Source organism: Streptomyces echinatus (genome assembly GCF_014203595.1).
In the GTDB taxonomy this organism is placed as follows: domain Bacteria; phylum Actinomycetota; class Actinomycetes; order Streptomycetales; family Streptomycetaceae; genus Streptomyces; species Streptomyces echinatus.
On record NZ_JACHJK010000005.1, the window covers coordinates 96,401 to 120,485 of the forward strand.

Below are 24,085 nucleotides of genomic sequence, written 5' to 3' on the forward strand. Positions count from 1 at the left end.
GCCTGGCGAAAGGGTACGGCCTCGGGATGGACGCGCGCAGCGCGTGGGCACTTGCGCGAACAGCAGATCACCCGGAGGAGTTTCCTTTCGCCATGGAGCACCTGCGAGACGATCAGGAGAACGAGCCATAGGGCAACAGGTAGGGGTGGATCCGGCATAGGAGGCGTAATCAAGGTCGGGGTCTCGACTAACTACGGGCATCCCTCTTTGCAGCTACCTCAATACTCTTTTTCGTCAGATAGAGCCGAAATTCGGCAGAATCCAAGAGTTTGGAATACCTGACGTCCATGGAGAACTTATACGCCAGCAGGGCCTGGATGTCCGGAACGCTAGATAGATCACGCCTCGCCGACAAAACGCCACCCACTTTGGCTGTAATTGAGCGCGCCGCAGCATCTACGTCATGACACAGAGAAGAACCCTGCAGTGCAGCTATGAGAATTTCCATGCTGCTGCGGGGCTCGTTATCTAGAGGCTTGTAATTAGCTGACTCGATGAACTCAAACCACTCGACCAGCTGGCCTTGATGTGTAACTTGACCAAAGTCAACCGATGATTCCATGAGGGCAGGGCGAAGCTCTGGAGTGATTCCCGCCCAGTTGAATGGTAGTTCAGTTCCAGGACTCCTGATCATCCGAGACATTCCCCGGACAAGAAACACATATCCAGCTGGAAGGCTGCTAGCCAAAGCAACTACGCCGGCTGCGGCTGAGACGTTTGCCTGTTCAAGGCGGGCCAGCGCATCCGGAACCCGCACGTATCCCGGGGCAATATCACGCAAGAACGCGCGGGGCACTAGCACGTGCGATGCGAATGAGTTCGCCTGATGTTCCTGTGCAATACCAATAGAGTTGGGCGACTCGACTGTGACCTCTTCGGGGTACCCCTGTTGCTGCATATCGCATTGCACGGTTTCAACATGCCAGGGCAGCAAAACATGACCCAATTCATGTGCGAGCGTGAACCGCATACGTCGACTATTGTCGATCTTCTTCAAGAAGATTTTAGGTCGGGGCGATCCCAAACCGAGGACCACGCCGTCACAGGAGAACGGCCAATCACATTCCTGGATATCCGCGTAGCGGGCAGCAAGTGAATGGATATCCACTGGAGGAGTCAGAGAAAACCGATCAACCAGTGTGACTGCAAGCTGCTCTTCAGGGGGCACTTCAGTTTTCGACTCGTCCGGTTTTGATCAGCCAATCCAAAACGCCCGCCGCTTCGCTGTCGTCTTTTGCGCGTGCGGCAAGGGCTACGCTGGAAAGATCCTGGGCACGCTGGGGCGTGACACCTGTCCGCCGGGCGGCGATGATAAACCTAATCGACTCCGGACGCTCGACCCAGAGAGAGTATTCAACGTCGGTAAGCCCGAGAAACTGGTGTAGCGGACCGAGATCATCGGATGAGTCATGCCACTCATCAACGTAGTCGTCGATGTCCATGAGTAGAGCCTGACCTGACATCACCCGGTCGACGAAGGTGGCTTCCTGACTAGACATCGATCCGCCTCTCCTTTCTTGCGTCCTTGATCCTCACTCCTGTTACGGCGTCCAACGCGCCGAGATGGCGACCTCGCGCGTTGAACACTTCGATCTCTCCGTGGAGCCTGTCCCAAGTGTAGTAGCGTTGCTTGTCTTTAGAACGCCACCGCATCTCGCCGTTGAACGCGCCCAAGTACTCCTGGTTGTCGAGGAAGCAGGGACGCGGCCTGGGTATGTAGGACAACAGCGACTCCCGGTAACTCTCAGTGAGAGATCGATGCTACCCGTAGCACTCCTGCAAGGCTGAGGATTTGCTCGGATCCAGTCGCGAGCGCCCTTGACCTGCCCCCCATGCCCGCGGCCAGTCTCTAGTGACGGCTTTCCGCACCCCGAGAGCATCAACCGGTCGAGCTGCCCAAGCCGAGGCTCCCGCATCGTTGGCATGGGCTGGCCATTGTGGCTCGCTGGTCGACCGTAATGGCAGCGCGTCGGAGACCGGCGGGGGTGGAACGAGGCATACGCGTGCGCCGTCGGTCGGCTCACCCGTCGTCGTGGCTGACTGTCGTCGGCTGAGGTTCACGCGCGTCGAAGCGAGGGGTGCCAGCAGTCGGCCGGGTGTGGCGAAGCTGGGCCGTCTCTGGGCCGTCCGAGGCTGCTCGACAGCGGCCAAGGACGACCAATGACGACCACCAGGCGCAGGAGCCGACCGGCTCTGAGCAGCGAAAACGCAGCTCATCAAGATCGCCGACAAGACCCAGGGCAAGAAGAAGTAAGTTCGGTGATCAAGCCCCTGACCTGCTCTTACAGCGCAGGTCAGGAGCCTTCAGCTTGGCTGCGTAATCGGCATCGTGTGCCGCCTGCGGATCTTGTTCAGGGTCGGTGACTGGCACTCCTTGTGGACTGCCAGCAAGGTCGTCATTGCGCGTGAGTCTTTGGTCTCGCCAACCTGGCGAGCCGCGAAGACGAGCGCAGCGACGACGCATAACACGCTTAAGGCAGAGCTCACCGCACCGATTGCATCCCGCATGCTTGTGCACGCTCCGGTATGAGAAGAGTTCGCCGTCCTTCGGGATGTACCCTCCCCGGCGCGTGGAGAGGCGCTCAGCCCCGGCGTTCCGGCCTGAGTGCCCTGTTGGGAGCCTTCCGGGCGCGGTCGCGACTGCTTGGCACCGGAAGCCTGCTCTCGCGAAGGCAGGCGTCATCCCGCAGGCCACTCCTGGCTGGTTGTTCGCTCGCCGTTCCGGAGACGGCCGCAGTGGAGCGCATCGTGGCGGCGGATTGACCGGGGGCCGGGCCGGCAGGACGCGAAAACGCGCAGTTACTTTCCCTGCCCTGGGAACTCGGAAGGCGACGGGATACTGGAGATCCATGTCGGTCGAACCATGTCGGTCGAACATCCGCCGCACCGGGGGTGATATCCATGCCGCCCGAGGGATCCGGGTCGCCGGCCGGTGGTGGCCTGCCGCCCGATGCCGAAGTCCGGCTGAGGATCAGCGAGACGCTGGCCGCCGCCGCACGCGGTGCCGATGACCCGCAAGCGGTGCCCAGCGCGCTCTGCGCCGCCTGCGTGCGGCTGCTGCCCATCGCCGGGGCCTCCGTCTCGATCTCCGGCGGCACGGGTATCCGGATGACGTGGTGCGCCAGCGACCGGGTCGCCTCCCGGCTGGCCGAACTGCAGTACACCCTGGGTGACGGCCCCTGCCAGAGCGCGCTCGACGAGGGCGCCCCGATCCTCGCGGCCGACCTCGCCGCGGGTCCCGACGCCCGCCGCTGGCCGATCTTCGCGCACGAGGCGGTGGGACTCGGCGTCCGCGCGGTGTTCTCGCTGCCGCTCGGCGTCAGCGGGGCCGCCGTCGGCACGCTCGACCTGTACAGCCACCGGTCGGGCGGCCTCGCGGAACCGGACCTGCGGACGGCGCTGTGGGTGCGCGACGCGGTCACCTTCGCCCTGATGAACCTCCAGGCCACCGACCACGGCGACCACGGCGGCACCGGGGAGGACACGGAGAACGAGGTAGCGTCCTGGGTGGCGGCGTCCGAGACCGACCACACCGAGGTCTACCAGGCGGTCGGCATGGTGATGGTGCAGCTGGACACGGATCCCGAGCAGGCCCTGGACCGGCTGCGGGCCCGCGCGTACGCCGGGGGCCGCACGGTCAGCCAGGTGGCCCGGGACGTCCTGGCCCGCCGTCTGAGCTTCCGGCCGGAGGCGCACGACGACCCGGGCCCTCCCCTCGGCGGTGACCCCGGGCGGCGCGGCGGTGATCCCGGACGCCCCCTCGGGGCGGACGACGAGCGGGACAGCGGTGACGAGGGAAAGGACGGTGAACGGTGATGGGCCGTGAACAGCAGCTCGCCGAGGCGCTCGTCGGGCTGGCCGACTCGTTCGCCGACGACATCGACCCCGTCGTCCTGGCCGACCGGCTGGCGCGCAACTGCGTCGAGCTCACCGGCGTGGACGCGGTCGGCGTCCTGGCGGTCTCCTCCCGCGGCGACCTGCGCACGATGGCGGTCACCGAGGAACGGGCCGCCTTCCTGGAGTTCTTCCAGCTGCAGGCCGACGAGGGGCCCTGCCTGGACGCCTTCCGGGAAGGCCACCGTATCGACGTACCCGACCTGGAGGGCAGCGCCGAACGGTGGCCCGTCATGGCTCCCTTCGCCGTCCGGTGCGGCTACCGCTCCCTGCACGCGCTCCCGCTGCGCGTGCACCGGCAGAGCGTCGGCGCGGTCAACCTGCTGCTGCGCCGGCCCGGGGGACTGACCGCGCTGGACGTGGAGCTGGCCCAGGCCCTCGCCGACGTCGCGGCCGTCGCCCTGGTCAGCTGGCGCCCGGAGGCGCCACGGGCCACCGACATCAGCAACCGCGTCCAGGTCGCCCTCGCGGCGAAGGCGACCGTCGACATGGCCACCGGCATGCTCGCGGAGACCGGCGGCCTCACCCTGGAGGAAGCCCGCAGGGCCCTGCGCCGGTACGCCGAGCACCACCACGCACGCCTCACGGACATCGCCCACGCCCTGGTCCGGCGCGCCCTGCGGCCGGACACCGTCCTCGCGGGCCTACCGGACGCCGACCGGGCTGACTAGCCCCCCGTAGCGGACTAGCCTTGAGGTGTGCCGGGCCGCGCACCGGGTGGCGAGCCGTGCGACCCCGGACTCTTGCGGCGGGCGGCAGGCATACAGCCGGGAGGCCCGTCATGCCGAACTTCTCCTGCCGGACTGTGCTCGACATGAACCTGCCCGGCCTGGTGACGGGCCGGCTGACCGTGCTGGCGGTGTACGGCGACACCGGAGTCGGCACCGCCCTGGAGTTCGCGCTCGCCGCGCAGGGGGACACCCAGCTGGTCGTCGACCTGGGCAGCCTGGACCGGCTGTCCCCGGACGCGGCCGAGATCCTGCTGCGGTTCGCCGCGGCCGGGGCCGCCCGGGGCCGCCTCCTGCGACTGGCCGCCTGCACCGCCGACGCGGCCGCCGTCCTGGCCCGCGCCCGCAGCACCGGAACCGCGGGGCCCGAGCTGTATCCGACGGTGCCCGAAGCGCTGACGGCCGCCGTCACCTCCGCCGCCGCCTCCGGCACGGGCGCGGCGCCGAGTCCCGCGCTGCGTCCGCACGCCCTGCGGCTGCGGCACGAGCTGCTCGCGCACGCCCGGATCGCCCGCGCGCAGGGGCTGCTGGTGGAGCGCTACGGCCTACGGGACCCGCGGTCCGCCGGCGTCCTGCTGCGCGGCGTCGCCCGGACGCACGGGCTGAGCCGCGCGGGGCTGGCCGCCACGCTCACCAAGACACCGCCGCCGGTGCCCGGCGAGCCGTGGTTCACGGACGCCGGAGCCACCGCCCAGCCCGCCGTCGGCTTCCTCGGCCCGCCGGACGGCCGGCCGCTCACCCAGGCGGCCTTCCTGGACGCGCTGCGGGACGCAGTCTGCGCGGCCGCGCACGCGCGGATGGCCGACGTCCAGCTCCTGGACCGGGCCGACAACACGCTGTGGCTGGAGTCCCACTGCGGATTCTCCGACGAGTTCGTCCGCTTCTTCGCGGTGATCGACGACGCCGGTACGACGGCCTGCGGCGAGGCCGCCCGCAAGAGCGAACGCGTCGTCGTGGACGACGTCGTCACCGCACCCTTCTTCGACGAGGACTCGCGGGCCGTGCTGCTCGCCGCCCACTGCCGCTCCCTGCAGAGCACGCCGATCCCGGGTGCCGGCGGCCTGCCGCAGGGCATGTTCTCCACCCACCACGCCCGGCCGTGCCACGCCTACACCGAGGCCGAACTCGGCACCCTGGACCGGATCGCCCGGGAGGCGGGGGCCTGGCTGGACTGGCACCGGAAGATCACGCTCCACAGCGCCCTGGAGGATCTGCACCGCCGCGCGCTCCTGTCCTGAGTCCGGGATCCGGAGAACCGGAGAACCGGGGATCCGGAGAACCGGGGATCCGGCGGGAGCCCGACGCGCAGCGACGGCGAGCCTCAGACCTGCAGCGGTACCGGATGGACCTCGTCCGCGCGGTGCCCCGCGCGTTCGTGGACGCGCTGGACGGCTTCGGCCGAGGGGGCCTCGGAGAGGCAGTAGATGTGCCCCGACTCCGGGTCCGCCCAGGCGTGCTCGAAGTGCACCGACTCGTCCTTCTCGATGGCGAGATCGGCCTTGTGCGCCTCCAGCAGCTGCTCGGCCGTGATGCCCTGCATGCCGCGGTGCACGTCCATGAACTTGGCCATGACCACGCCTCCTTCCGACCGGTCCGTCCCACACGTCCATGCTGCGCCCGGCGCGGAGGATGGGCATCCGGTACGGCGGAGGGCCGGTGTGGGCCCGGTACGGCGGAGGGCCGGTGGGAACCGCGTTCCCACCGGCCCAGAGTCGTCGTTCAGCCGCACTGGCAGGGGTTGCCCGACTGGCACCCGCAGCCGCAGCCCGAGCCGCAGCCGCACGCGCCGAACAGCGGCAGGCTCCTGATCTCGACGGGCTGCTCGGTCTCGCGCTCCTGTGTGGGGTCGGGCGTGGTTCCGGGGGATTCGGCCATGGGTCCCTCCTAGACCTCGGGGCAGGGGTGCCCTCGCCCATTTCATGCCCGTCCGGCCGGGCGCATCAACGGCGCACGGAGGCGCCCGGCCGGAAACTCCCTGGCTCCCCCCGGGGAGTTACGCGCCCTCGACGCCCGTCACCGGCTGGATGTCCTGCTGGAGGTCGTCCGCGTGCTCGCCGGTGACCAGGTAGACCACGCGCTTGGCGACGGCCACGGCGTGGTCGGCGTACCGCTCGTAGTAGCGGCCCAGCAGGGTGACGTCGACGGCCGTCTCGATGCCGTGCTTCCATCGGTCGTCGATCAGGTGCTGGAAGAGCGTGCGGTGCAGGAGGTCCATCTCGTCGTCGTCCTGCTCCAGCTGGAGCGCGAGGTCGACGTCCTTCGTGATGATCACCTCGGCGGCCTTCGCCATCAGACGCTGCGCGAGCTGGCCCATCTCCAGGATCGTGGCGTGCAGGTCCTGCGGGACCGCGCGCGCCGGGAAGCGCAGCCGGGCCAGCTTCGCCACATGCTGGGCGAGGTCGCCGGAGCGCTCCAGATCCGCCGACATCCGCAGCGACGTGACCACTATCCGCAGATCCGTCGCCACCGGCTGCTGCCGGGCCAGCAGGGCTATCGCCCGGGCCTCCAGGTCGTGCTGGAGCTCGTCGACCTTCTGGTCGGCCTCGATCACGCTCTCGGCCAGCTTCAGATCGGAGTCGAGGATGGCGGTCGTGGCGCGCCCGATGGCCGAGCCGACCAGCCTGGCCATCTCCACCAGTCCGTCGCCGATCGAGTCAAGTTCCTCGTGGTACGCGTCCCGCATCAGGGTTCCCTCTCGTGCGTCATCGTTCGGGGGTTCATTCGGGGTCCGGGGATCGTCGCGTCAAGCGTGCGCCTCCCGGCGAAACCGGTGGTACGAACCCCACGCTGCCACGCTGTGCCCCGTACGCGTCTGTTTCCGCCACCCCAAATGAACCAATGCTGGCTCCAAGGTGAACTCTGGGCGACGAGTGTTCGAGGTCGCAGCTGGACGGCTGTGGGCATGTCGTACGGCATGCCTAACCTGGATGCATGGACGTGAACGCGGCGGTCGCCGCAGCGGCAGCGATCGCCGGGGTGCTCACCGGTGTCATCGCCATGCTGGCGTTCCGCTGGAGCGAACGCGACCAGAAGCGACCCACCAGGACTTCTTTGCACACCGATCCCGTACTCCCGCCCGGCGTGGACACCGTCTTGTCGGTGCTGCGCTCCTCCGCCGTGGTCCTCGACGAGGCCGACGCCGTGGTCAAGGCCAGTTCCGCCGCCTACGCCCTCGGGCTGGTGCGCGGCGGCAAACTCGCCGTGGAGCCGATGCTCCAGATGGCCCGGGACACCCGAAGAGACGGGGAGATACGCCAGGTCGAACTGGATCTGCCCCGGCGCGGCACCGGCCGCGGAGATGCCCTCGCCGTCTCCGCGCGCGTGGCCCCGCTCGGCTCTCGCCTGGTCCTGCTGCTGGTCGAGGATCTGACCGAGGCCCGCAGGATCGAGGCGGTGCGACGCGACTTCGTGGCGAACGTCAGCCATGAGCTGAAGACGCCCGTCGGCGCGCTCTCCCTCCTCTCCGAGGCCGTCATGGACGCCTCCGACGACCCCGAGGCGGTGCAGCGCTTCGCCGGCCGTATGCAGATCGAGGCGACCCGCCTGACCAACCTGGTCCAGGAACTGATCGACCTCTCCCGGGTGCAGAACGACGACCCGCTGGAGGACGCCGAGCCGGTCCGCGTGGACGAACTGGTCGCCGAGGCCATCGACCGCTGCCGCCACCAGGCCGGCACGAAGCAGATCACGATGGCCACGAACGTGTGGGCGCCCGAAGGGCCCGACCAGGGCGGTCCCGGTCGACGGGCGGGCGCCGCCGCCGACCTGCACGTCTGGGGAAACCGGGGCCAGCTGGCCGCCGCCCTCGGCAACCTGGTCGAGAACGCCGTCAACTACTCCCCGGCCCGCACCCGCGTCGGCATAGCCGCCCGCCGGCTCACCGCCCCGGGCGGCGACATGATCGAACTCGCCGTGACCGACCAGGGCATCGGTATCTCCGACAGGGACAAGGAGCGCATCTTCGAGCGCTTCTACCGCGTCGACCCGGCCCGCTCCCGGGCCACCGGCGGCACCGGCCTGGGTCTCGCGATCGTCAAGCACGTGGTCGCCTCGCACGGCGGGGAGGTCACGGTCTGGAGCGCCGAGGGCCAGGGCTCCACCTTCACCCTCAGACTGCCGGAGGCGGGCGCGGCCCGCGACCGTGCGCAACAGCACCCCGACCTCGAAGACGAGGCGGGCCCCGCTGACCCATCCCCGTACGAACCGCTTCCCGCCCCGGAGGTCCTTCCGTGACCCGAGTGCTCGTCGTCGAGGACGAGGAGTCCTTCTCCGACGCCCTGTCGTACATGCTCCGCAAGGAGGGCTTCGAGGTCGCCGTCGCGGCGACCGGCCCCGACGGCCTGGACGAGTTCGAGCGCAACGGCGCCGACCTGGTCCTCCTCGACCTGATGCTGCCGGGTCTGCCCGGCACGGAGGTCTGCCGCCAGCTGCGCGGCCGCTCCAACGTCCCCGTGATCATGGTGACCGCGAAGGACAGCGAGATCGACAAGGTCGTCGGCCTCGAAATAGGAGCCGATGACTACGTCACCAAGCCCTTCTCCTCCCGCGAGCTGGTCGCCCGCATCCGCGCGGTGCTGCGCCGCCGCGGCGAGCCGGAGGAGGTCACCCCGGCCGCGCTGGAGGCGGGCCCGGTCCGCATGGACGTCGACCGCCACGTGGTCACCGTCGCCGGCTCCAAGGTCGACCTCCCGCTGAAGGAGTTCGACCTCCTGGAGATGCTGCTGCGCAACGCGGGCCGCGTGCTCACCCGTATGCAGCTCATCGACCGCGTCTGGGGCGCCGACTACGTGGGCGACACCAAGACGCTCGACGTCCACGTCAAGCGCCTGCGCGCCAAGATCGAACCCGACCCCGGCGCGCCGCGGTACCTGGTGACGGTGCGGGGTCTGGGCTACAAGTTCGAGCCGTAGAGCGTGGGCTGCCTCACGGCCGGACGGAGTCCGGCGCAGCACTCCGAAGCCCGCGCAGCGGTGCGAGGGGTGCGTCGAGGACGGTGCTCGAACCCGACCCCGGCGCGCCGCGGTACCTGGTGACGGTGCGGGGTCTGGGCTACAAGTTCGAGCCGTAGGCCGCACCTGCCGGCAGGCACCTACGACGGAGGGCGGCACCCCGCACGGGGTGCCGCCCTTTGTCGTACGGCCGGTCAGTGGCCGGCGGCCGACTGCGACGCCGAGTCGCTCGGGCCGGCGGGCGAGCCGGAGGCGGAACCGGACGGGGTCGCCTTGCCGCTCTTCTCCGGCTTGCCGCTGCTCGACGCGCTCGCGCCGGGGGCACCGGTCTTGCCGGCGGAGGCCGACGGCGAGGCGGACGGGATCTCGGTCGGGCCCCACTTGTCGAAGTAGCTGGTCGCCGGGACCACGAAGGCCGGAAGGCTCACCTCGCCGGTCTTGCTGAGGGTGAAGGTGATCTTCTGGGCGTTGCCGTCCTGGACCGACTCGCGGCCGTTGGGGATCAGCGCGGAGGCGTTGTCCTTGCCTCCGATGACCAGGGAGCCGTGGGCCGGGACGGTCAGGCTCTGGCCCTTGGCGGGGCTCAGCTTCACGCTCTCGTTCGAGCCCGGGACGGCGATCGACTGGAGCGTCTGAGCGGTGTCGCCCGAGTTGAACAGGGTCGCGGAGACCGCGGCCGGTCCGCTCGCCTTCAGATCGGGCTGCGTGATGATCGTGGCGTTCTGGATCTTGATGTCCCCGACGCTGGTCGCCGCGTTGTCCGGCTTGATCTCCAGGGTCTGGGCGTCGTTGCCGGCGCCACAGGCGGCGAGCGAGGCGATCGAGAAGACGATGGCGGAGGCGGCGAGGGCGCCCCGTCGAAGGCTGCTGCTCACGGCGGCGGCAACTCCTTGAACGCGCGGGCGGCTCCCCTTATAAAGCCACCCTAAGTGTCTGTCAGCGGCCTCAGGTTACCGAGCCGTTCCACCGTCACCGCACCCGACCCTCCCCCAAGCCGCGGGCTTCCCTCCAGGTGGGGGTACCCCGAAGGGCGCAAGTGACTCCGCGGTCACATTGCGGAGCCGCTCGTCTGTCATTCACATAACGCGACGGTGTCCGCCTCTCAACGGCGTCCGCGAAAATTCCGTGAAGGAATGCGCGGCCCTCCGGATATTGATCACGGGACACGCCTCCGGCAGCCGTTGATCAATTCTGGATTCGTCTCACATCGACCTCCGGTCACCGAACGGAGTAGCGGAAGTCGTACGCTTGAGACCGGACAAATCGGGACGTTCCGCCACTTGGGGTGGCCTGTCGGGGTCTGTGACGCACGTGTTTCGCCTCGCCCGGGAAGCCCCTCCGACCTGCGAATACCCGCTTCCGCAGGCGCCTCGCAGCACGTTCCGGTTGCTGTTGTCAAGCCCCGAGATATGCCCTGACCTGCGAAAACGCCATTCAGAACCGTCGGTTTCCGTGTTACCCTGGATAGCCACGGAAGGGGTACCTGTCACATGACGTTCAAGGTTGGCGACACCGTGGTCTATCCCCATCACGGGGCCGCGCTGATCGAGGCCATCGAAACTCGCCAGATCAAAGGCGTGGACAAGACCTACTTGGTGCTGAAGGTCGCCCAGGGTGACCTGACGGTACGTGTGCCAGCGGACAATGCGGAGTTCGTCGGCGTGCGTGATGTGGTCGGTCAGGACGGGCTGGACCGGGTCTTCGAGGTGCTGCGCGCGCCGTACGCCGAGGAGCCCACGAACTGGTCCCGTCGCTACAAGGCAAACCTGGAGAAGCTCGCCTCCGGCGATGTCATCAAGGTCGCCGAGGTCGTGCGCGACCTGTGGCGTCGCGAGCGCGAGCGCGGACTGTCCGCCGGTGAGAAGCGCATGCTCGCCAAGGCCCGCCAGATCCTGGTGAGCGAGCTGGCTCTCGCGGAGAACACCAACGAGGACAAGGCCGAGGCCCTGCTCGACGAGGTGCTCGCCTCCTGACGCACAGCGGCAGCGAACCATCGCTTCCGTCGTGCTCAGCACACTGAAATGCCGCGGTGCCCGATGACACTGATCCTGTCGCCGGGCGCTGCGGCATGTTCGTCCCCGCAGCGGGTGTCCCCGGAAATCCGCGAGAACGCCGGATCCACCCCCTGATACTTGAGGTGCCGGGCCCGGGCGGATGTCCCGACCAGGGTCACGGAAAGGGTCCGGTCAAGGCGTCGCGCCCGGCACTCCTCCAGGCCATACCCACGTAGGTCGAGCACACAAACCTGACAGGATCCGATGTCTGACGAATCGCGCCCCACACCCGCGCAGACCCCCGTCGCCGCCGTGATTCCCGCCGCCGGCCGGGGCGTACGCCTCGGTCCGGGCGCCCCCAAGGCGCTGCGCGCGCTGAACGGCACGCCCATGCTCATCCACGCGATCCGCGCCCTCGCCGCGTCCCGCCATGTCTCGCTGGTCGTCGTCGTGGCCCCGCCGGACGGTGCCGCCGAGGTGAAGTCCCTGCTCGACGCGCACGCGCTGCCCGACCGCACGGACTTCCTGGTCGTCCCCGGCGGGGAGTCCCGCCAGGAGTCGGTCCGGCTCGGCCTGGACGCCCTGCCGCCGCAGTACGGCATCGTCCTGGTGCACGACGCGGCCCGGCCGCTCGTCCCCGTCGACACGGTCGACGCCGTCATCGAGGCCGTACGCGACGGCGCACCCGCCGTGGTGCCCGTGCTCCCGCTGGCCGACACGGTCAAGGAGGTCGAGCCCGCGGCCGTGGCCGGGGACCCGGAGGCGGTCCTCGCCACCCCGGAGCGGGCCCGGCTGCGCGCCGTGCAGACCCCGCAGGGCTTCGACCGGGAGACCCTGGTCCGCGCCCACGAGACCGTCACCGAGAACGTCACCGACGACGCGAGCATGGTGGAGCAGCTGGGGCCGACGGTCGTCGCCGTCCCCGGCCATGAGGAGGCCTTCAAGGTCACCCGCCCCCTGGACCTGGTCCTCGCCGAGGCGGTCCTGGCCCGCAGGAGGCTCAACGATGGCTTCTGAGCTCTCCCACGCGCTTCCCCGCGTCGGCATCGGCACCGACATCCACGCCTTCGAGGAAGGCCGCGAACTGTGGTGCGCGGGCCTGAAGTGGGAAGGGGAGGGGCCCGGTCTGGCCGGCCACTCCGACGCCGACGTCGTCGCCCACGCCGCCTGCAACGCGCTCTTCTCCGCCGCCGGCCTCGGTGACCTGGGGCAGCACTTCGGGACCGGCCGCCCGGAATGGTCCGGCGCCTCAGGGGTCACCCTGCTCACCGAGGCCGCCCGGATCGTGCGCGAGGCGGGTTTCGCCGTCGGCAACGTCGCCGTCCAGGTCGTCGGCCCCCGCCCGAAGATCGGCAAGCGCCGCGACGAGGCGCAGAAGATCCTCTCCGACGCGGCCGGCGCCCCGGTGTCCGTCTCCGGCGCGACGACCGACGGCCTCGGCTTCCCGGGCCGGGAGGAAGGGCTGATGGCGGTGGCGACGGCACTCGTGGTGCGGGTGCCGGACGACCGAGGGTGACCTCACGCGATTCGGATGCGGACACACTCCGGGCGTGCGAGGGTACGCGGAGAGTGACCATAGGTCCCGCACCCCCGGAGGTATCCATGTCCGCGGCCCTGTCCGACGACCTCAAGAGCCTGCTCGACACCCCGGTCTTCGTCATCGTCGGCACCATCCAGCCCGACGGCAGTCCGCAGCTGTCCCCGGTCTGGGTGAAGCGGGACGGCGACGACATCCTCTTCTCCACGACGATCGGCCGCCAGAAGGAGAAGAACCTGCGCCGCGACCCCCGGGTGACGGTCCTCGTCCAGCCCTTCGACGCGCCCTACACCTACGCCGAGATCCGCGGCACCGCCGAGCTGACCACCGAGGGCGGTCCGGAGCTCATCGACGAACTGAGCCTGAAGTACACGGGCAAGAAGTACGCGGACTTCAACCCGGCCTCGAAGGAGGACGCCCAGCGGGTCGTCGTACGGATCGCGGCGCGGAAGGTCGTCGGGCGGCTCTGAGGCCCCGGCAGCGCGGGTAAGGGCGTGAGGCACTCTCTCGCGCCCACTACCCTGGAGTGGTGACCATTCGCCTGTACGACACCAGCGCCCGGCAGATCCGTGACTTCACCCCGCTCAAGCCGGGCTGTGTCTCGATCTACCTCTGTGGCGCCACCGTGCAGGCGGCCCCCCACATCGGCCACATCCGCTCGGGCCTCAACTTCGACATCATGCGCCGCTGGTTCGCGTACCGCGGCTACGAGGTGACGTTCGTCCGCAACGTCACCGACATCGACGACAAGATCATCACCAAGAGCCGGGAGCAGAACCGGCCCTGGTGGTCGATCGGCTACGAGAACGAGCGCGCCTTCAACGAGGGCTACGACGCCCTCGGTTGCCTGCCGCCGACGTACGAGCCACGCGCCACCGGCCACATCACCGAGATGATCGAGATGATGCAGGGCCTCATCGAGCGCGGCCACGCCTACACGTCCGACGGCAACGTCTACTTCGACGTGCGCTCCTTCCCCGGCTACCTGCAGCTGTCCCGGCAGGAGCTGGACAACCTGCTCCAGCCGTCCGGCGAGGGCGAGACCGGCAAGCGCGACCCCCGCGACTTCGCCATGTGGAAGTCCGCCAAGCCCGGCGAGCCGACCTGGCCGACCCCCTGGGGCCCCGGCCGGCCCGGCTGGCACCTGGAGTGCTCGGCGATGGCCCACAAGTACCTGGGCACCGCCTTCGACATCCACGGCGGCGGCCTCGACCTGATCTTCCCGCACCACGAGAACGAGATCGCCCAGGCCAAGGCCTACGGCGACGACTTCGCCCGGTACTGGGTGCACAACGCCTGGGTCACCATGGCCGGCGACAAGATGTCCAAGTCGCTCGGCAACAGCGTGCTGGTCGGCGAGATGGTCAAGCAGTGGCGCCCGATCGTGCTGCGCTACTACCTGGGCACCCCGCACTACCGCTCGATGATCGAGTACAGCGAGGAGTCGCTGCGCGAGGCCGAGTCCGCGTTCGCGCGGATCGAGGGCTTCGTCCAGCGGGTCACCGAACTCGCCGGGAAGACCGTCGAGCCGGCCGCCGAGGTCCCGCCCGCCTTCGCCGAGGCGATGGACGACGACCTGGGCGTCCCGGGGGCTCTCGCCGTCGTGCACACCACCGTCCGCCAGGGCAACAGCGCGCTGGCCGCCGACGACAAGGAGGGCGCCGTCGCCCGGCTCGCCGAGGTGCGCGCCATGCTCGGCGTCCTCGGCCTCGACCCGCTCGACCCGCACTGGGCCGACGGGGCGGGGGACCGCGGCGAGGACCTGAACGGCGTGATCGACAGCCTCGTCCGGCTCGTCCTCGACCAGCGCGAGTCCGCCCGCGCCCGCAAGGACTGGGCCACCGCCGACGCCATCCGCGACCAGCTGGGCCAGGCCGGACTGGTCATCGAGGACAGCCCGCAGGGCCCGCGCTGGACCCTCGGGCCGCGCTGAGTCCGCCGGCGATCCGGTGATCGATTGTGCCGCCCGGACCTCCGGGCGGCACACTGCATAGACGTACACATCCGACGCACCACAGAGACAGGTAGGTCATGGCCGCGAACAACCGTCGCATGTCCGGCAAGAAGGGCGCGCAGGTCGGCAGTGGCGGCCAGCGGCGCAAGGGCCTGGAGGGCAAGGGCCCGACCCCGCCCGCCGAGATGCGCAAGGGACACAAGAAGAACCGCATCGCCACCGCCAAGACGAAGCAGGCCACGCGCCGCCCCGTGGTGCGCGGCCGGGGCGGCAAGTCCGCCTCCGAGCTGGTCGTCGGCCGCAACCCGGTCGTCGAGGCGCTGCGCGAGGGCGTCCCCGCCTCGACCCTGTACGTCCAGCAGTTCATCGACAACGACGAGCGCGTCCGCGAGGCCCTCCAGCTCGCCGCCGAGCGCGGCGGCATCAACCTCATGGAGGCCCCGCGCCCCGAGCTGGACCGCATGACGAACAACCTGAACCACCAGGGCCTGGTCCTGCAGGTCCCGCCGTACGAGTACGCGCACCCCGAGGACCTCGCCGCGGCCGCCTACGACGAGGGCGAGGACCCGCTCGTCGTGGCCCTCGACGGTGTCACCGACCCGCGCAACCTCGGCGCCGTCGTCCGTTCCGTCTCCGCCTTCGGCGGCCACGGCGTCGTCGTCCCCGAGCGCCGCTCGGCCGGCATGACCGCCGGCGCCTGGAAGACCTCCGCCGGCACGGCCGCCCGCACGCCGGTCGCCCGCGCCACCAACCTCACCCGGGCCCTGGAGGCGTACAAGAAGGCCGGCATCACCGTCGTCGGCCTCGCCGCGGACGGCGAGGTCGAACTCGGTGACCTCCAGGCCCTGGACGGCCCGGTCGTCATCGTCGTCGGCAGCGAGGGCAAGGGCCTGTCCCGCCTGGTCGGCGAGACCTGCGACTTCCGGGTCCGGATCCCGATGCCGGGCGGCGCCGAGTCGCTCAACGCCGGTGTGGCCGCGGGCATCGTCCTGTACGAGGCGGCGCGCAGGCGGAGCTGAACAATGTTCCGGACGGGCTGAACACCCGTCCGGAACTTCGCCCTTGCGGGGCAATTCAGGCGCCCATACGGCGTCCCGGGCCGCTTTGACGGAGTCCGGACACATCCGGCCGCTAGAAGCAGTGTCCTAACGCCACATCACTCGGTTAGATGAGTGTGGACACCAGAACACCCCGCACACCCACGGGGGACCGCTCATCGGGATTCCAGTCCGGGCCCGACGACGCTCCCGCGCTGAGCATGGTGAAGGTGCCGAGCGATCCGGCGCAGGTCATCGTCAATCACGCCAGCTTCCGCGTGCAGCTGGGCGTGACGGCGAGGGGCACCCAATCCCCGCGGATCGCCAGACACCTGAACGCCGGCCAGGACGCCGCCCGGATGCCCGTCATGGGCACGGCAGGCCGGGCAGGCACCACGGGCCGCCGCCGCCCCGTCGTGTGGAGCGGCAAGTCCGCCCCCGACGACACCGGCGCCCACCGGCTCCTCCAGGCCGTTCGGGGCAGCAGCGTCCGCCATGCCGACGAAGCCGAGGCCGGCGCCACCCAGGTCATCCCACGCGTCCAGACGGGCTACGCCGACACCTACGACGAACTCGACCAGACCGTCGAGACCCCGGTCGTCGGCCACCAGCGCACCGCCCCCGACGCCGACGGCACCCGCCTGCTCCCACACATGCGCACGGTCACCGGCGCCTACGACGCACCCGCCCACCCCGGTGCGTACGACCGGCCGACCTACCCCGCCGACGCCTACCCGGACGGCTACCCCGACGCCTACGACGACCCGTACGACACCTACCCGGCCGACACCGGCCCGGACACCGACACCCCGCGCACCGCCAGGCGCCAGGGCGACGACCCCGCCCGGCACGCCTACTACCCCGGGCGCCGGATGAACCTCGGCGTCGTCCTCCTGCCCCTGCGCGTCTTCCTCGGCTTCATCTCCATCTACGCCGGCATGGGCAAGCTCTGCGACCCCGTCTACTTCGACGGCGGCGAACGCGGCTCCATGGTCAAGTGGCTCAACACCCTGCACCCCTGGGACGTCGCCGAGCCGCTGCGTCAGTTCGCCCTGCACCACCCGGTCGGCTCCGGCCTGGTCATCGCCTTCCTCCAGGTCGTCGTCGGCGTCCTGACCGTCCTGGGCTGCTGGCAGCGCGTGGCCGCCGTGGTCGGCGCCCTCCTCTCGGCCGCCCTGATCGTCACCGTCAGCTGGAAGACCGTCCCGGCCTACGACGCCCCGGACATCATCTACCTCGCCGCCTGGTCCCCGCTGATCATCGCCGGCGCGCCCGTCTACTCCGTGGACGGCCGCCTCGCGGGCAGCGCCTGGCGCCGCCTCGGCCCCCGCTCCGACATCTGGGAACTGCGCCGCTACGTCCTGCGCCGCGGTGCGCTGATCACCGTCATCACGATCGGTCTGACCCTGCTCGTCGGCTCCCTGCTGGGCGGTGCGGTCCGCGACTCCAGCCGCGTGGTCGTCCCCGGCCCCGGCGAGGCCCCCCGCAACCACCTCCCCGGCTCCCCGCTCCCGCAGGAACCCGGCACCCGGCACAAGGAGAGCCCCTCGGCCTCCAGCTCGCCGACGGGAGACGCCACGGCCGGCGCGAGCCCCTCCGGCGCGGCGACCACCCCGGGTGCGAGCCACGGCAGCACCGGTGCCACCACCACGACCCCCGTCCAGACCCAGGGCACCACGGGCCAGGTGCCGCCCCGCCAGACGGCCCCCACCGGCGGCGCCCCGAGCACGACGGCGGGTCCGACGAGCACCGGCGGCTCCACCACGACCGGCGGCGGTACGTCCTCCACGGGCGGCGGCACCACCAGCTCCGGCGGCGGCAGCACCTCCTCCGGCCAGCCCGGCCTAGTGGGCGGCCTCCTCGGCTGACCGCACCGGAACAGGCAGAGGGCCCCGTACCACGCCAGGTACGGGGCCCTTCGCACGGAGCGAGCCTTGCCCGTCAGCGACCTCGGACGCTCCCCGTGCCCGTGGGACCGTCAGCGGCCTCGGACGACACGCGCCCGTGCCCGTGGGACCGTCAGCGGCCTCGGACGGCACCCGCCCGTGCCCGGCGGGTCGTCAGCGACCGAGTGCGGTCAGTTCCTTGGCCGCTTCCGTCAGGTCCTTCGCGGTGTCGATGGCCCGCCAGTACGCACCCTGCGGGATCGGGAAGCCCGCGAGCCTCTTCTCCCGGGCCAGCCGCGGGAACGTCGTCCGCTCGTGATCCCCCCGCTCGGGCAGCAGCGACGCGAACTCGGGCGAGAAGACATAGACACCCGCGTTGATCTCGAACGTCGACGGCGGCGCCTCGATGAAGTCGGTGATGTGCCCGAACCCGTCGGTCTGCACCGCCCCCCACGGGATCCGCGGGCGAGCCAGCGCCAGGGTCGCGACCGCGCCCCGCTCGGTGTGGAAGTCGGCCATGTCCCGCAGGGAGAACCGCGTCCAGATGTCACCGTTCGTCGCGTACCAGGGCCGGTCGGGATGCGGCAGATGCGCCGCCGCGTACCGCAGACCGCCTCCGCGGCCGAGGGGCTCGCTCTCCACGACGGTGGTGACGGAGACGGGCAGGTCGGCCGAGTCCAGCCACTTCTGCAGGACGTCGGCGAGGTGGCCGCAGGAGACCACCACGTCCGTCACACCTTCCTCGGCCAGCCAGGTGAGCTGGTGGCCGATGATCGGAGTGCCCGTGCCGGGGATCTCGACCATCGGCTTGGGCCGGTCGTCGGTGTACGGACGCAGCCGGGAGCCCTGGCCACCGGCCAGGACCACGGCTTGAGTGGGGCGCGATGCGGCGTTCGGATGGGTCATGACCGCACTGTACGTGGCGCCCCACCGCGGGCTGCCGGCGGCAGCGTGCTCCATGGGGAGCCGTCGCCCCGGCCCACCTCAGCTGTGCGCCGCCAGGACGCCCGAGGCGAAGGCCGTGTCGCACACCGGGCGGGCGTACGACTGGGCGCGCGAGGCGCCGTAGATACGCACCGCCGCCGTGCCGAGGGCGCGGGCGATGGAGGAGCAGTGCCGGGCCAGCGAGGGGTGTCCGTTGACGGCCCGCTGGAGGTGGGTGAGCACCACGCCGGGGTCCTTGTCCTGCAGTTCGGTCATCAGCTGGTCGCGGAGCACGTCCTGCGGGGCACGGGCGGCCGTCCTGGAGGGGGCCTCCGCCGACGAGACGTCGGAGGCGGTCAGCACCGAGCCGGCGGGATTCCCCGTCCAGTTGACCCGGGTGACCGCGAGGGTCCCGGAGAGCACCATGACGACGGGCAGGACGAGGGCAAGAGTGCGGCCGATCCGGCGGGCAGGGCCGCCCCGGTGGCCGCGTCGCGTCTGTGGGGTGGTGGAGTGCTTCACGCGTGTGAGGGTAGCGCCCGGTAATGACGCGAAGACAACGAGTCACCCTTACGGGGGATGAGATGGCGCCGCTTTCTGGGTAGTGGGTTGACGGCAACCGCCCGAAATGATCCCTCTGCCGGGGTATCCGCACCCACGCGAAGGGCCCCGCGGTCAGACCGCGGGGCCCTGCCGTCGGACGCGTCAGTCGGACAGCCGCTCACCCGTGGACGTGGAGAACACATGGGTCTCGCCCGGCCGCGGCACCACGTGCAGCGTGGAGCCCTTCTCCGGCACCTGACGGCCGTTGACGCGCACCACCAGGTCCTTCACCTCGCCACTGACCTCGGCGGTGCCGTACACATAGCCGTCGGCGCCCAGCTCCTCGACGACGTTCACGGACACGGCGAGGCCGGCCGGGGCGTCGGAGGAGTCCTTGGACAGGGAGGCCGCGACGGCGCCGCCCAGCTCCACCACGTCGAAGTGCTCGGGACGGACGCCCACGGTCACCGTGCGGTCACCCTTGTCGGCGGCTGCCTTCAGCGCCTCCCGGTTGACCGGGACGACACTGTTGCCGAACTTCACGCCGCCGTCGGTGATCGGGACCTCGACCAGGTTCATGGCGGGCGAGCCGATGAAGCCGGCGACGAAGAGGTTCGCGGGCTTGTCGTACATGTTCCGCGGCGAGTCGACCTGCTGCAGCAGACCGTCCTTGAGGACCGCCACACGGTCGCCCATCGTCATCGCCTCGACCTGGTCGTGGGTGACGTAGACGGTGGTGATCCCGAGGCGGCGCTGCAGCGACGCGATCTGCGTACGCGTCGACACACGGAGCTTGGCGTCCAGGTTGGACAGCGGCTCGTCCATGAGGAAGACCTGCGGCTCACGCACGATCGCGCGGCCCATCGCGACACGCTGACGCTGACCGCCGGAGAGCGCCTTCGGCTTGCGGTCCAGGTACTCCGTGAGGTCGAGGATCTTCGCGGCCTCCTCGACCTTCTGCCGGATCTCCGCCTTGTTGACGCCGGCGATCTTGAGCGCGAAGCCCATGTTGTCGGCGACCGACATGTGCGGGTAGAGGGCGTAGTTCTGGAACACCATGGCGATGTCCCGGTCCTTGGGCGGCAGGTGCGTGACGTCGCGGTCACCGATGCGGATGGCGCCGCCGTTGACGTCCTCCAGACCCGCGAGCATCCGCAGCGAGGTGGACTTTCCGCAACCCGACGGGCCGACCAGGACGAGGAACTCGCCGTCCTCGATCGCGATGTCGAGACCGTCGACGGCGGGCTTGGTGGAACCCGGGTAAATACGGGTCGCCTTGTCGAACGTGACAGTGGCCATGGCTCAGAGGCCCCCTTCTACCGGCAGGAACGTGCCGGACGATCCGTTGTAGGAAGGTGGTTGGTGTAGTCCACACAGGTGAACTGGCTCAGGACGGTACCTCCCGTTCACCGGCCCTGTCAGTACTTCCACCCCTGTGAACTTCCCGGAAATTCTCGCCGGGACCGTACCGGGACCTGGGTACACTGCACAGGCACGGACGCGCCGCACGCGCGTGCGGGCCTCCTTAGCTCAGCTGGTCAGAGCGCCGCTCTTGTAAAGCGAAGGTCGTCGGTTCGAATCCGACAGGGGGCTCTGGTGGCCCAGGTGGGATCTGTTCCCACCTGGGCTTTCTCATGCCAGTCGGTGGGCGATCTCCAGTTGGCGGGCCTCGATCGGGCGGCCGTCCTCGACGTCCCACAGGGCGTTCTGGAGGAGGCGGCCGAGGGTCCAGGCGCGGGCCCGGGCCCGGTCCAGGCCGAGGACGTCGGTCATGGCGTCGAAGCGCCAGCGGACCTCGGCCGCGTCGAAGCGGTTGTCCAGGGCGGGCCACAGCTCGAAGCCGGGGTCGCCGGCCAGCGGCTTGGGGTCGATGGCGAGCCAGTCGGCGCGGTCGGCGGCGAGGACGTTCTCGTCGTGCAGGTCCCAGTGGAGGAGCCGGTCGCCGGGTTCGGCGGCGACCTCGCGGACGGCGGCGGCGCAGTCGGCGATCGTGCGGCGGACCGCCGGGTCGGGGATGCGCTCCAGGGCCTGGTGGGTCCGTTCCAGCATGGCCTCGGTGAGGTCGCCGAGGCGGCGCAGGCCGGGCGGGGCGGGGAAGGACGTCAGGTGGGCCAGCAGTCCGGCGATGACCAGGACGGCCTCGCGGGTGTCGGCGAGGCCGGCGAGCATCCGGGTCTCGTCCAGGCGTTCCAGGAGCATGGTGCCGGTGTCCGGGTCGTGGTCGAGGAGCCGTACGGCTCCGTCGCCGTTCCAGGTGCGCAGGGCGACCGGTTCGCCCTCGCTCTCCTCGTCGCGGAGCTGGAGTTTGAGGACCGCTCGGTGGCCGCCGGCGCGGAGGACGGGCAGGACGAGGGCGCTGACGCCGTTCATCGGCGGTCCGTCGAGTCGTAGCCGCCAGCGGTCGAGGAAGCCGGCCGCGAGGCCGGGCAGCGCGGTGATGAAGGCCTTGCCCGCCGCGCCGTTGTAGGTCTGTTGTGCCTCGGCCAGCTCTCCGGGGATGTCAATCACGGTTCGGACGGTACCGGCGTGCGTGAATCGGCTCATGCGAATTGTCCGGGGCCCGGGGGCGGTGTGGGCGTACGTCCGTGGTGCTCCCGGCACCTGTGTGTGGCTCGGGATCCTGCTGGTGACGACGGTGGCGCTGCATCTCATGCCGGCGGAGTTCGAGGAGCATTTCCTGCGGCACCGGTCGACGAACATCCATGAGCTGTCGCGCAGTCCGGTGCGGGTGCTGGTGACGAGCGCGATGTGGATCGAGAGCGGGCACTGGCTGCCGTACGCCTTCTTGTACACGGTGTTCCACGCGTCGGCCGAGCGCTGGCTGGGGACGGTGCGCTGGCTGGGGGTGTGTGCGGCCGCTCATGTGCTGGCCTCTCTGATCAGCGAGGCGATGCTGTTGGCGGCGATCCGGAAGGGTATGGCCCCGGCCGCGGCGGTCGACACGCTGGACATCGGGGTGAGTTACGCGCTGGCCGGGGTGATCGCGGTGCTCGGGTACCGGGTCGCGGTGCCGTGGCGGTATGTGTACGTGCTGGTGGTGCTGGTGGTGTTCGCGCTGCCGCTGGCCGCGGGTCCGTCGTTCACCGATGTCGGTCATTTCGTCGCGGCGCTGATCGGTCTCGCCTGTTATCCGCTGGTCAGGGGGCGGGGAAAAGCATGGAATCCGAAGGAGACACTGGCTGCTCCGAGGGGTTAACGTCCCGGCCATGAGCAGCTGGGCGAGCAGTGTCGTGAACGGTGGTGTGTCGTTCTGGTACGTGGACGACGGTCTTCCGGTGGTGCGGGAGCCGTTGTCCGGGGACGCGTCGGCCGATGTGGTGATCGTCGGCGGGGGTTACACGGGTCTGTGGACGGCGTACTACCTGAAGAAGGCGGCGCCTTTTCTGCGGATCACCGTGCTGGAGCAGAAGTTCTGCGGGTACGGCGCTTCCGGGCGTAACGGTGGGTGGCTGTACAACGGGATCGCGGGCCGGGACCGGTATGCGAAGCTGCACGGTCGCGAGGCGGCCGTGCGGCTGCAGAGGGCGATGAACGACACGGTGGCCGAGGTGATCGCGGTGGCCGAGGCGGAGGGTGTGGACGCCGGGGTGCACAAGGGCGGGGTCCTCGAAGTGGCCACGACCCCGGCGCAGTTGGCGCGGCTGAGGGCGTTCCACGAGCATGAGGTGGCGTTCGGGGAGAAGGACCGGGAGCTGTACGGGGCCCGGGAGACGGCCGAGCGGATCCGGGTCGCGGACGCGGTGGGTTCGGCCTGGACTCCGCACGGTGCCCGGTTGCACCCGGTGAAGCTGGTCAAGGGGCTCGCGGCGGTGGTGGAGGCGTCGGGTGTCACGATCCATGAGTCGACGCCGGTGACGGAGATCCGGCCGAAGCACGCGGTCACTCCGTACGGCACGGTCCGGGCGCCGTACGTGCTGCGTTGCACCGAGGGCTTCACTGCCTCGCTGAAGGGGCAGCGGCGGACGTGGCTGCCGATGAATTCCTCGATGATCGTCACTGAGCCGCTGACGGAGGAGCAGTGGGCGGGGATCGGCTGGGCGGGCTGCGAGACGCTGGGTGACATGGCGCATGCGTACATGTATGCGCAGCGGACGGCGGACGGCCGGATCGCGCTCGGGGGGCGTGGGGTGCCCTACCGTTTCGCTTCGCGTACCGACAACGACGGCCGGACGCAGGCGGCGACCGTCGAGGCATTGCACGAGATCCTGACGCGGTTCTTCCCGTCCCTGGTGGGGGTGCGGGTCGAGCATGCGTGGTCGGGTGTGCTGGGTGTGCCGCGGGACTGGTGCGCCACGGTGACGCTGGACCGTTCCACCGGCCTCGGCTGGGCGGGTGGTTACGTGGGCTCGGGTGTGGCCACCGCCAATCTGGCCGCCCGTACGCTGCGTGATCTGGTCCAGCAGGACTCGGGTCAGGGCGGCCGTACGGAGCTGACGGATCTTCCCTGGGTGAACCACAAGGTCCGCAAGTGGGAGCCGGAGCCGTTGCGCTGGCTGGGCGTGCAGGGCATGTACGCCACGTACCGCACCGCCGACCAGCGTGAACGTCTTCGTCCGGGTGCGGGGTCCTCGCGGCTGGCGGAGCTGGCCGACCGGGTGGCGGGGCGCCACTGATCCGCCGTGGCGGTGACCGGCCGGCC

General features: G+C 70.1%; 25 protein-coding genes, 1 tRNA gene and 1 pseudogene. 16 read left to right on the forward strand and 11 right to left on the reverse strand.

Features of this window, described 5'->3' with window-relative positions; translation table 11 throughout:
* Positions 1-187 precede the first annotated feature (187 nt).
* From FHS34_RS15655 to FHS34_RS44170, 3 genes are read right to left on the reverse strand one after another with little or no spacing between them, the layout of a single operon-like run.
* Positions 188-1,168 carry an ImmA/IrrE family metallo-endopeptidase gene (locus FHS34_RS15655; RefSeq protein ID WP_308288292.1) on the reverse strand — a complete coding sequence of 327 codons (981 nt, stop codon included), beginning with the start codon at positions 1,166-1,168 and terminating at the stop codon, positions 188-190.
* A 1-nt stretch (position 1,169) separates the two neighbouring features.
* Positions 1,170-1,499: a hypothetical protein gene (locus tag FHS34_RS15660; protein WP_184965537.1), complete on the reverse strand. Its 330-nt coding sequence runs from the start codon at positions 1,497-1,499 to the stop codon at positions 1,170-1,172.
* Positions 1,492-1,653, reverse strand: a complete 162-nt coding sequence (locus FHS34_RS44170) for a colicin E3/pyocin S6 family cytotoxin (RefSeq protein ID WP_184966329.1) — start codon at positions 1,651-1,653, stop codon at positions 1,492-1,494. The genes FHS34_RS15660 and FHS34_RS44170 overlap by 8 nt, the downstream gene beginning before the upstream one ends.
* Positions 1,654-2,901: 1,248 nt before the next feature.
* Here FHS34_RS44170 and FHS34_RS15670 point away from each other — a divergent pair.
* From FHS34_RS15670 to FHS34_RS15680, 3 genes are all read left to right on the forward strand, one after another.
* Entirely contained in the window at positions 2,902-3,816 is a 915-nt protein-coding gene (locus FHS34_RS15670; protein ID WP_184965539.1) for a GAF and ANTAR domain-containing protein, read from the forward strand.
* The gene (locus FHS34_RS15675) at positions 3,816-4,565 is read left to right on the forward strand and encodes a GAF and ANTAR domain-containing protein (RefSeq protein WP_184965541.1); all 750 of its coding nucleotides are present in this window, start codon (positions 3,816-3,818) and stop codon (positions 4,563-4,565) included. Before FHS34_RS15670 ends, FHS34_RS15675 begins: the two co-directional genes overlap by 1 nt.
* Before the next feature lie 110 nt (positions 4,566-4,675).
* Positions 4,676-5,860, forward strand: a complete 1,185-nt coding sequence (locus FHS34_RS15680) for a GAF and ANTAR domain-containing protein (protein ID WP_184965543.1) — start codon at positions 4,676-4,678, stop codon at positions 5,858-5,860.
* Between the two features lie 83 nt (positions 5,861-5,943).
* Here FHS34_RS15680 and FHS34_RS15685 read toward each other — a convergent pair whose 3' ends face one another.
* The 3 genes from FHS34_RS15685 to phoU form a co-directional block, all read right to left on the reverse strand.
* Positions 5,944-6,192 (reverse strand): SCO4226 family nickel-binding protein, encoded by a 249-nt coding sequence (locus FHS34_RS15685; RefSeq protein WP_184965545.1) that lies wholly within the window; start codon positions 6,190-6,192, stop codon positions 5,944-5,946.
* A 149-nt stretch (positions 6,193-6,341) separates the two neighbouring features.
* Positions 6,342-6,497: a hypothetical protein gene (locus FHS34_RS15690; protein ID WP_184965547.1), complete on the reverse strand. Its 156-nt coding sequence runs from the start codon at positions 6,495-6,497 to the stop codon at positions 6,342-6,344.
* A 118-nt stretch (positions 6,498-6,615) separates the two neighbouring features.
* Positions 6,616-7,305, reverse strand: a complete 690-nt coding sequence (phoU, locus tag FHS34_RS15695) for a phosphate signaling complex protein PhoU (protein ID WP_184965549.1) — start codon at positions 7,303-7,305, stop codon at positions 6,616-6,618.
* 248 nt (positions 7,306-7,553) lie between these two features.
* On the opposite strand from phoU, the gene phoR reads away from it, so the two are divergent.
* From phoR to FHS34_RS44375, 3 genes and pseudogenes are all read left to right on the forward strand, one after another.
* Entirely contained in the window at positions 7,554-8,855 is a 1,302-nt protein-coding gene (gene phoR, locus FHS34_RS15700; RefSeq protein WP_184965551.1) for a two-component system sensor histidine kinase PhoR, read from the forward strand.
* A 5-nt stretch (positions 8,856-8,860) separates the two neighbouring features.
* Complete coding sequence (gene phoP / locus FHS34_RS15705; RefSeq protein WP_466437636.1) at positions 8,861-9,532, forward strand: two-component system response regulator PhoP; 672 nt, start codon at positions 8,861-8,863, stop codon at positions 9,530-9,532.
* A 77-nt stretch (positions 9,533-9,609) separates the two neighbouring features.
* Positions 9,610-9,690: pseudogene (locus tag FHS34_RS44375) on the forward strand (DNA-binding response regulator); the annotation flags it as partial.
* A gap of 75 nt (positions 9,691-9,765) precedes the next feature.
* Here FHS34_RS44375 and FHS34_RS15715 read toward each other — a convergent pair.
* Complete coding sequence (locus FHS34_RS15715; RefSeq protein WP_184965552.1) at positions 9,766-10,446, reverse strand: copper chaperone PCu(A)C domain-containing protein; 681 nt, start codon at positions 10,444-10,446, stop codon at positions 9,766-9,768.
* 615 nt (positions 10,447-11,061) lie between these two features.
* Here FHS34_RS15715 and FHS34_RS15720 point away from each other — a divergent pair.
* From FHS34_RS15720 to FHS34_RS15750, 7 genes are all read left to right on the forward strand, one after another.
* Positions 11,062-11,544 (forward strand): CarD family transcriptional regulator, encoded by a 483-nt coding sequence (locus FHS34_RS15720; RefSeq protein WP_003953493.1) that lies wholly within the window; start codon positions 11,062-11,064, stop codon positions 11,542-11,544.
* A 285-nt stretch (positions 11,545-11,829) separates the two neighbouring features.
* Complete coding sequence (gene ispD, locus FHS34_RS15725; protein ID WP_184965554.1) at positions 11,830-12,582, forward strand: 2-C-methyl-D-erythritol 4-phosphate cytidylyltransferase; 753 nt, start codon at positions 11,830-11,832, stop codon at positions 12,580-12,582.
* Positions 12,572-13,081 (forward strand): 2-C-methyl-D-erythritol 2,4-cyclodiphosphate synthase, encoded by a 510-nt coding sequence (gene ispF, locus FHS34_RS15730; RefSeq protein WP_184965556.1) that lies wholly within the window; start codon positions 12,572-12,574, stop codon positions 13,079-13,081. Before ispD ends, ispF begins: the two co-directional genes overlap by 11 nt.
* An 86-nt stretch (positions 13,082-13,167) precedes the next feature.
* Positions 13,168-13,572: a PPOX class F420-dependent oxidoreductase gene (locus FHS34_RS15735; protein ID WP_184965558.1), complete on the forward strand. Its 405-nt coding sequence runs from the start codon at positions 13,168-13,170 to the stop codon at positions 13,570-13,572.
* A gap of 59 nt (positions 13,573-13,631) precedes the next feature.
* Positions 13,632-15,035, forward strand: coding sequence for a cysteine--tRNA ligase (cysS, locus tag FHS34_RS15740; protein ID WP_184965561.1), 1,404 nt, complete (start codon positions 13,632-13,634; stop codon positions 15,033-15,035).
* A gap of 98 nt (positions 15,036-15,133) precedes the next feature.
* A complete protein-coding gene (gene rlmB, locus FHS34_RS15745; RefSeq protein ID WP_184965563.1) occupies positions 15,134-16,075 on the forward strand; it encodes a 23S rRNA (guanosine(2251)-2'-O)-methyltransferase RlmB in 942 nt (313 codons plus the stop codon).
* Between the two features lie 149 nt (positions 16,076-16,224).
* Complete coding sequence (locus FHS34_RS15750) at positions 16,225-17,961, forward strand: DoxX family membrane protein (RefSeq protein ID WP_184965565.1); 1,737 nt, start codon at positions 16,225-16,227, stop codon at positions 17,959-17,961.
* A 192-nt stretch (positions 17,962-18,153) separates the two neighbouring features.
* Here the strand turns inward: FHS34_RS15750 and FHS34_RS15755 are convergent, their stop codons facing one another.
* From FHS34_RS15755 to FHS34_RS15765, 3 genes are all read right to left on the reverse strand, one after another.
* On the reverse strand, positions 18,154-18,885 hold the full coding sequence (locus FHS34_RS15755) for a nucleotidyltransferase family protein (protein WP_184965567.1): 732 nt from the start codon (positions 18,883-18,885) through the stop codon (positions 18,154-18,156).
* Between the two features lie 78 nt (positions 18,886-18,963).
* Positions 18,964-19,425, reverse strand: a complete 462-nt coding sequence (locus tag FHS34_RS15760; RefSeq protein ID WP_184965569.1) for a hypothetical protein — start codon at positions 19,423-19,425, stop codon at positions 18,964-18,966.
* Positions 19,426-19,608: 183 nt separating this feature from the next.
* Positions 19,609-20,745: an ABC transporter ATP-binding protein gene (locus FHS34_RS15765; RefSeq protein ID WP_184965571.1), complete on the reverse strand. Its 1,137-nt coding sequence runs from the start codon at positions 20,743-20,745 to the stop codon at positions 19,609-19,611.
* 220 nt (positions 20,746-20,965) lie between these two features.
* On the opposite strand from FHS34_RS15765, the gene FHS34_RS15770 reads away from it, so the two are divergent.
* Positions 20,966-21,039 (forward strand) — tRNA-Thr (locus tag FHS34_RS15770).
* Positions 21,040-21,078: 39 nt separating this feature from the next.
* On the opposite strand, the gene FHS34_RS15775 is transcribed toward FHS34_RS15770, so the two are convergent.
* The gene (locus FHS34_RS15775; protein ID WP_184965573.1) at positions 21,079-21,990 is read right to left on the reverse strand and encodes an aminoglycoside phosphotransferase family protein; all 912 of its coding nucleotides are present in this window, start codon (positions 21,988-21,990) and stop codon (positions 21,079-21,081) included.
* Between FHS34_RS15775 and FHS34_RS15780 the strand changes: the two genes are divergently transcribed.
* Entirely contained in the window at positions 21,989-22,642 is a 654-nt protein-coding gene (locus FHS34_RS15780; protein WP_184965575.1) for a rhomboid-like protein, read from the forward strand. The two genes, FHS34_RS15775 and FHS34_RS15780, sit on opposite strands and share 2 nt — an antisense overlap.
* Positions 22,643-22,652: 10 nt before the next feature.
* On the forward strand, positions 22,653-24,059 hold the full coding sequence (locus FHS34_RS15785) for an NAD(P)/FAD-dependent oxidoreductase (protein ID WP_184965578.1): 1,407 nt from the start codon (positions 22,653-22,655) through the stop codon (positions 24,057-24,059).
* The last annotated feature ends 26 nt before the right edge of the window (positions 24,060-24,085 follow it).

Excerpts from the sequence above, each read along its gene's own strand:
- phoR (WP_184965551.1), top strand. The coding sequence starts at position 7,554 with ATGGACGTGAACGCGGCGGTCGCCGCAGCGGCAGCGATCGCCGGGGTG.
- FHS34_RS15785 (WP_184965578.1), top strand. The coding sequence starts at position 22,653 with ATGAGCAGCTGGGCGAGCAGTGTCGTGAACGGTGGTGTGTCGTTCTGG.
- FHS34_RS15775 (WP_184965573.1), bottom strand. The coding sequence starts at position 21,990 with ATGAGCCGATTCACGCACGCCGGTACCGTCCGAACCGTGATTGACATC.
- FHS34_RS15675 (WP_184965541.1), top strand. The coding sequence starts at position 3,816 with ATGGGCCGTGAACAGCAGCTCGCCGAGGCGCTCGTCGGGCTGGCCGAC.
- ispD (WP_184965554.1), top strand. The coding sequence starts at position 11,830 with ATGTCTGACGAATCGCGCCCCACACCCGCGCAGACCCCCGTCGCCGCC.
- phoU (WP_184965549.1), bottom strand. The coding sequence starts at position 7,305 with ATGCGGGACGCGTACCACGAGGAACTTGACTCGATCGGCGACGGACTG.
- ispF (WP_184965556.1), top strand. The coding sequence starts at position 12,572 with ATGGCTTCTGAGCTCTCCCACGCGCTTCCCCGCGTCGGCATCGGCACC.
- FHS34_RS44170 (WP_184966329.1), bottom strand. The coding sequence starts at position 1,653 with ATGCGGTGGCGTTCTAAAGACAAGCAACGCTACTACACTTGGGACAGG.
- FHS34_RS15750 (WP_184965565.1), top strand. The coding sequence starts at position 16,225 with ATGAGTGTGGACACCAGAACACCCCGCACACCCACGGGGGACCGCTCA.
- FHS34_RS15765 (WP_184965571.1), bottom strand. The coding sequence starts at position 20,745 with ATGGCCACTGTCACGTTCGACAAGGCGACCCGTATTTACCCGGGTTCC.
- FHS34_RS15670 (WP_184965539.1), top strand. The coding sequence starts at position 2,902 with ATGCCGCCCGAGGGATCCGGGTCGCCGGCCGGTGGTGGCCTGCCGCCC.
- FHS34_RS15755 (WP_184965567.1), bottom strand. The coding sequence starts at position 18,885 with ATGACCCATCCGAACGCCGCATCGCGCCCCACTCAAGCCGTGGTCCTG.
- FHS34_RS15720 (WP_003953493.1), top strand. The coding sequence starts at position 11,062 with ATGACGTTCAAGGTTGGCGACACCGTGGTCTATCCCCATCACGGGGCC.
- FHS34_RS15680 (WP_184965543.1), top strand. The coding sequence starts at position 4,676 with ATGCCGAACTTCTCCTGCCGGACTGTGCTCGACATGAACCTGCCCGGC.
- FHS34_RS15685 (WP_184965545.1), bottom strand. The coding sequence starts at position 6,192 with ATGGCCAAGTTCATGGACGTGCACCGCGGCATGCAGGGCATCACGGCC.
- rlmB (WP_184965563.1), top strand. The coding sequence starts at position 15,134 with ATGGCCGCGAACAACCGTCGCATGTCCGGCAAGAAGGGCGCGCAGGTC.
- FHS34_RS15690 (WP_184965547.1), bottom strand. The coding sequence starts at position 6,497 with ATGGCCGAATCCCCCGGAACCACGCCCGACCCCACACAGGAGCGCGAG.
- FHS34_RS15780 (WP_184965575.1), top strand. The coding sequence starts at position 21,989 with ATGCGAATTGTCCGGGGCCCGGGGGCGGTGTGGGCGTACGTCCGTGGT.
- FHS34_RS15660 (WP_184965537.1), bottom strand. The coding sequence starts at position 1,499 with ATGTCTAGTCAGGAAGCCACCTTCGTCGACCGGGTGATGTCAGGTCAG.
- FHS34_RS15735 (WP_184965558.1), top strand. The coding sequence starts at position 13,168 with ATGTCCGCGGCCCTGTCCGACGACCTCAAGAGCCTGCTCGACACCCCG.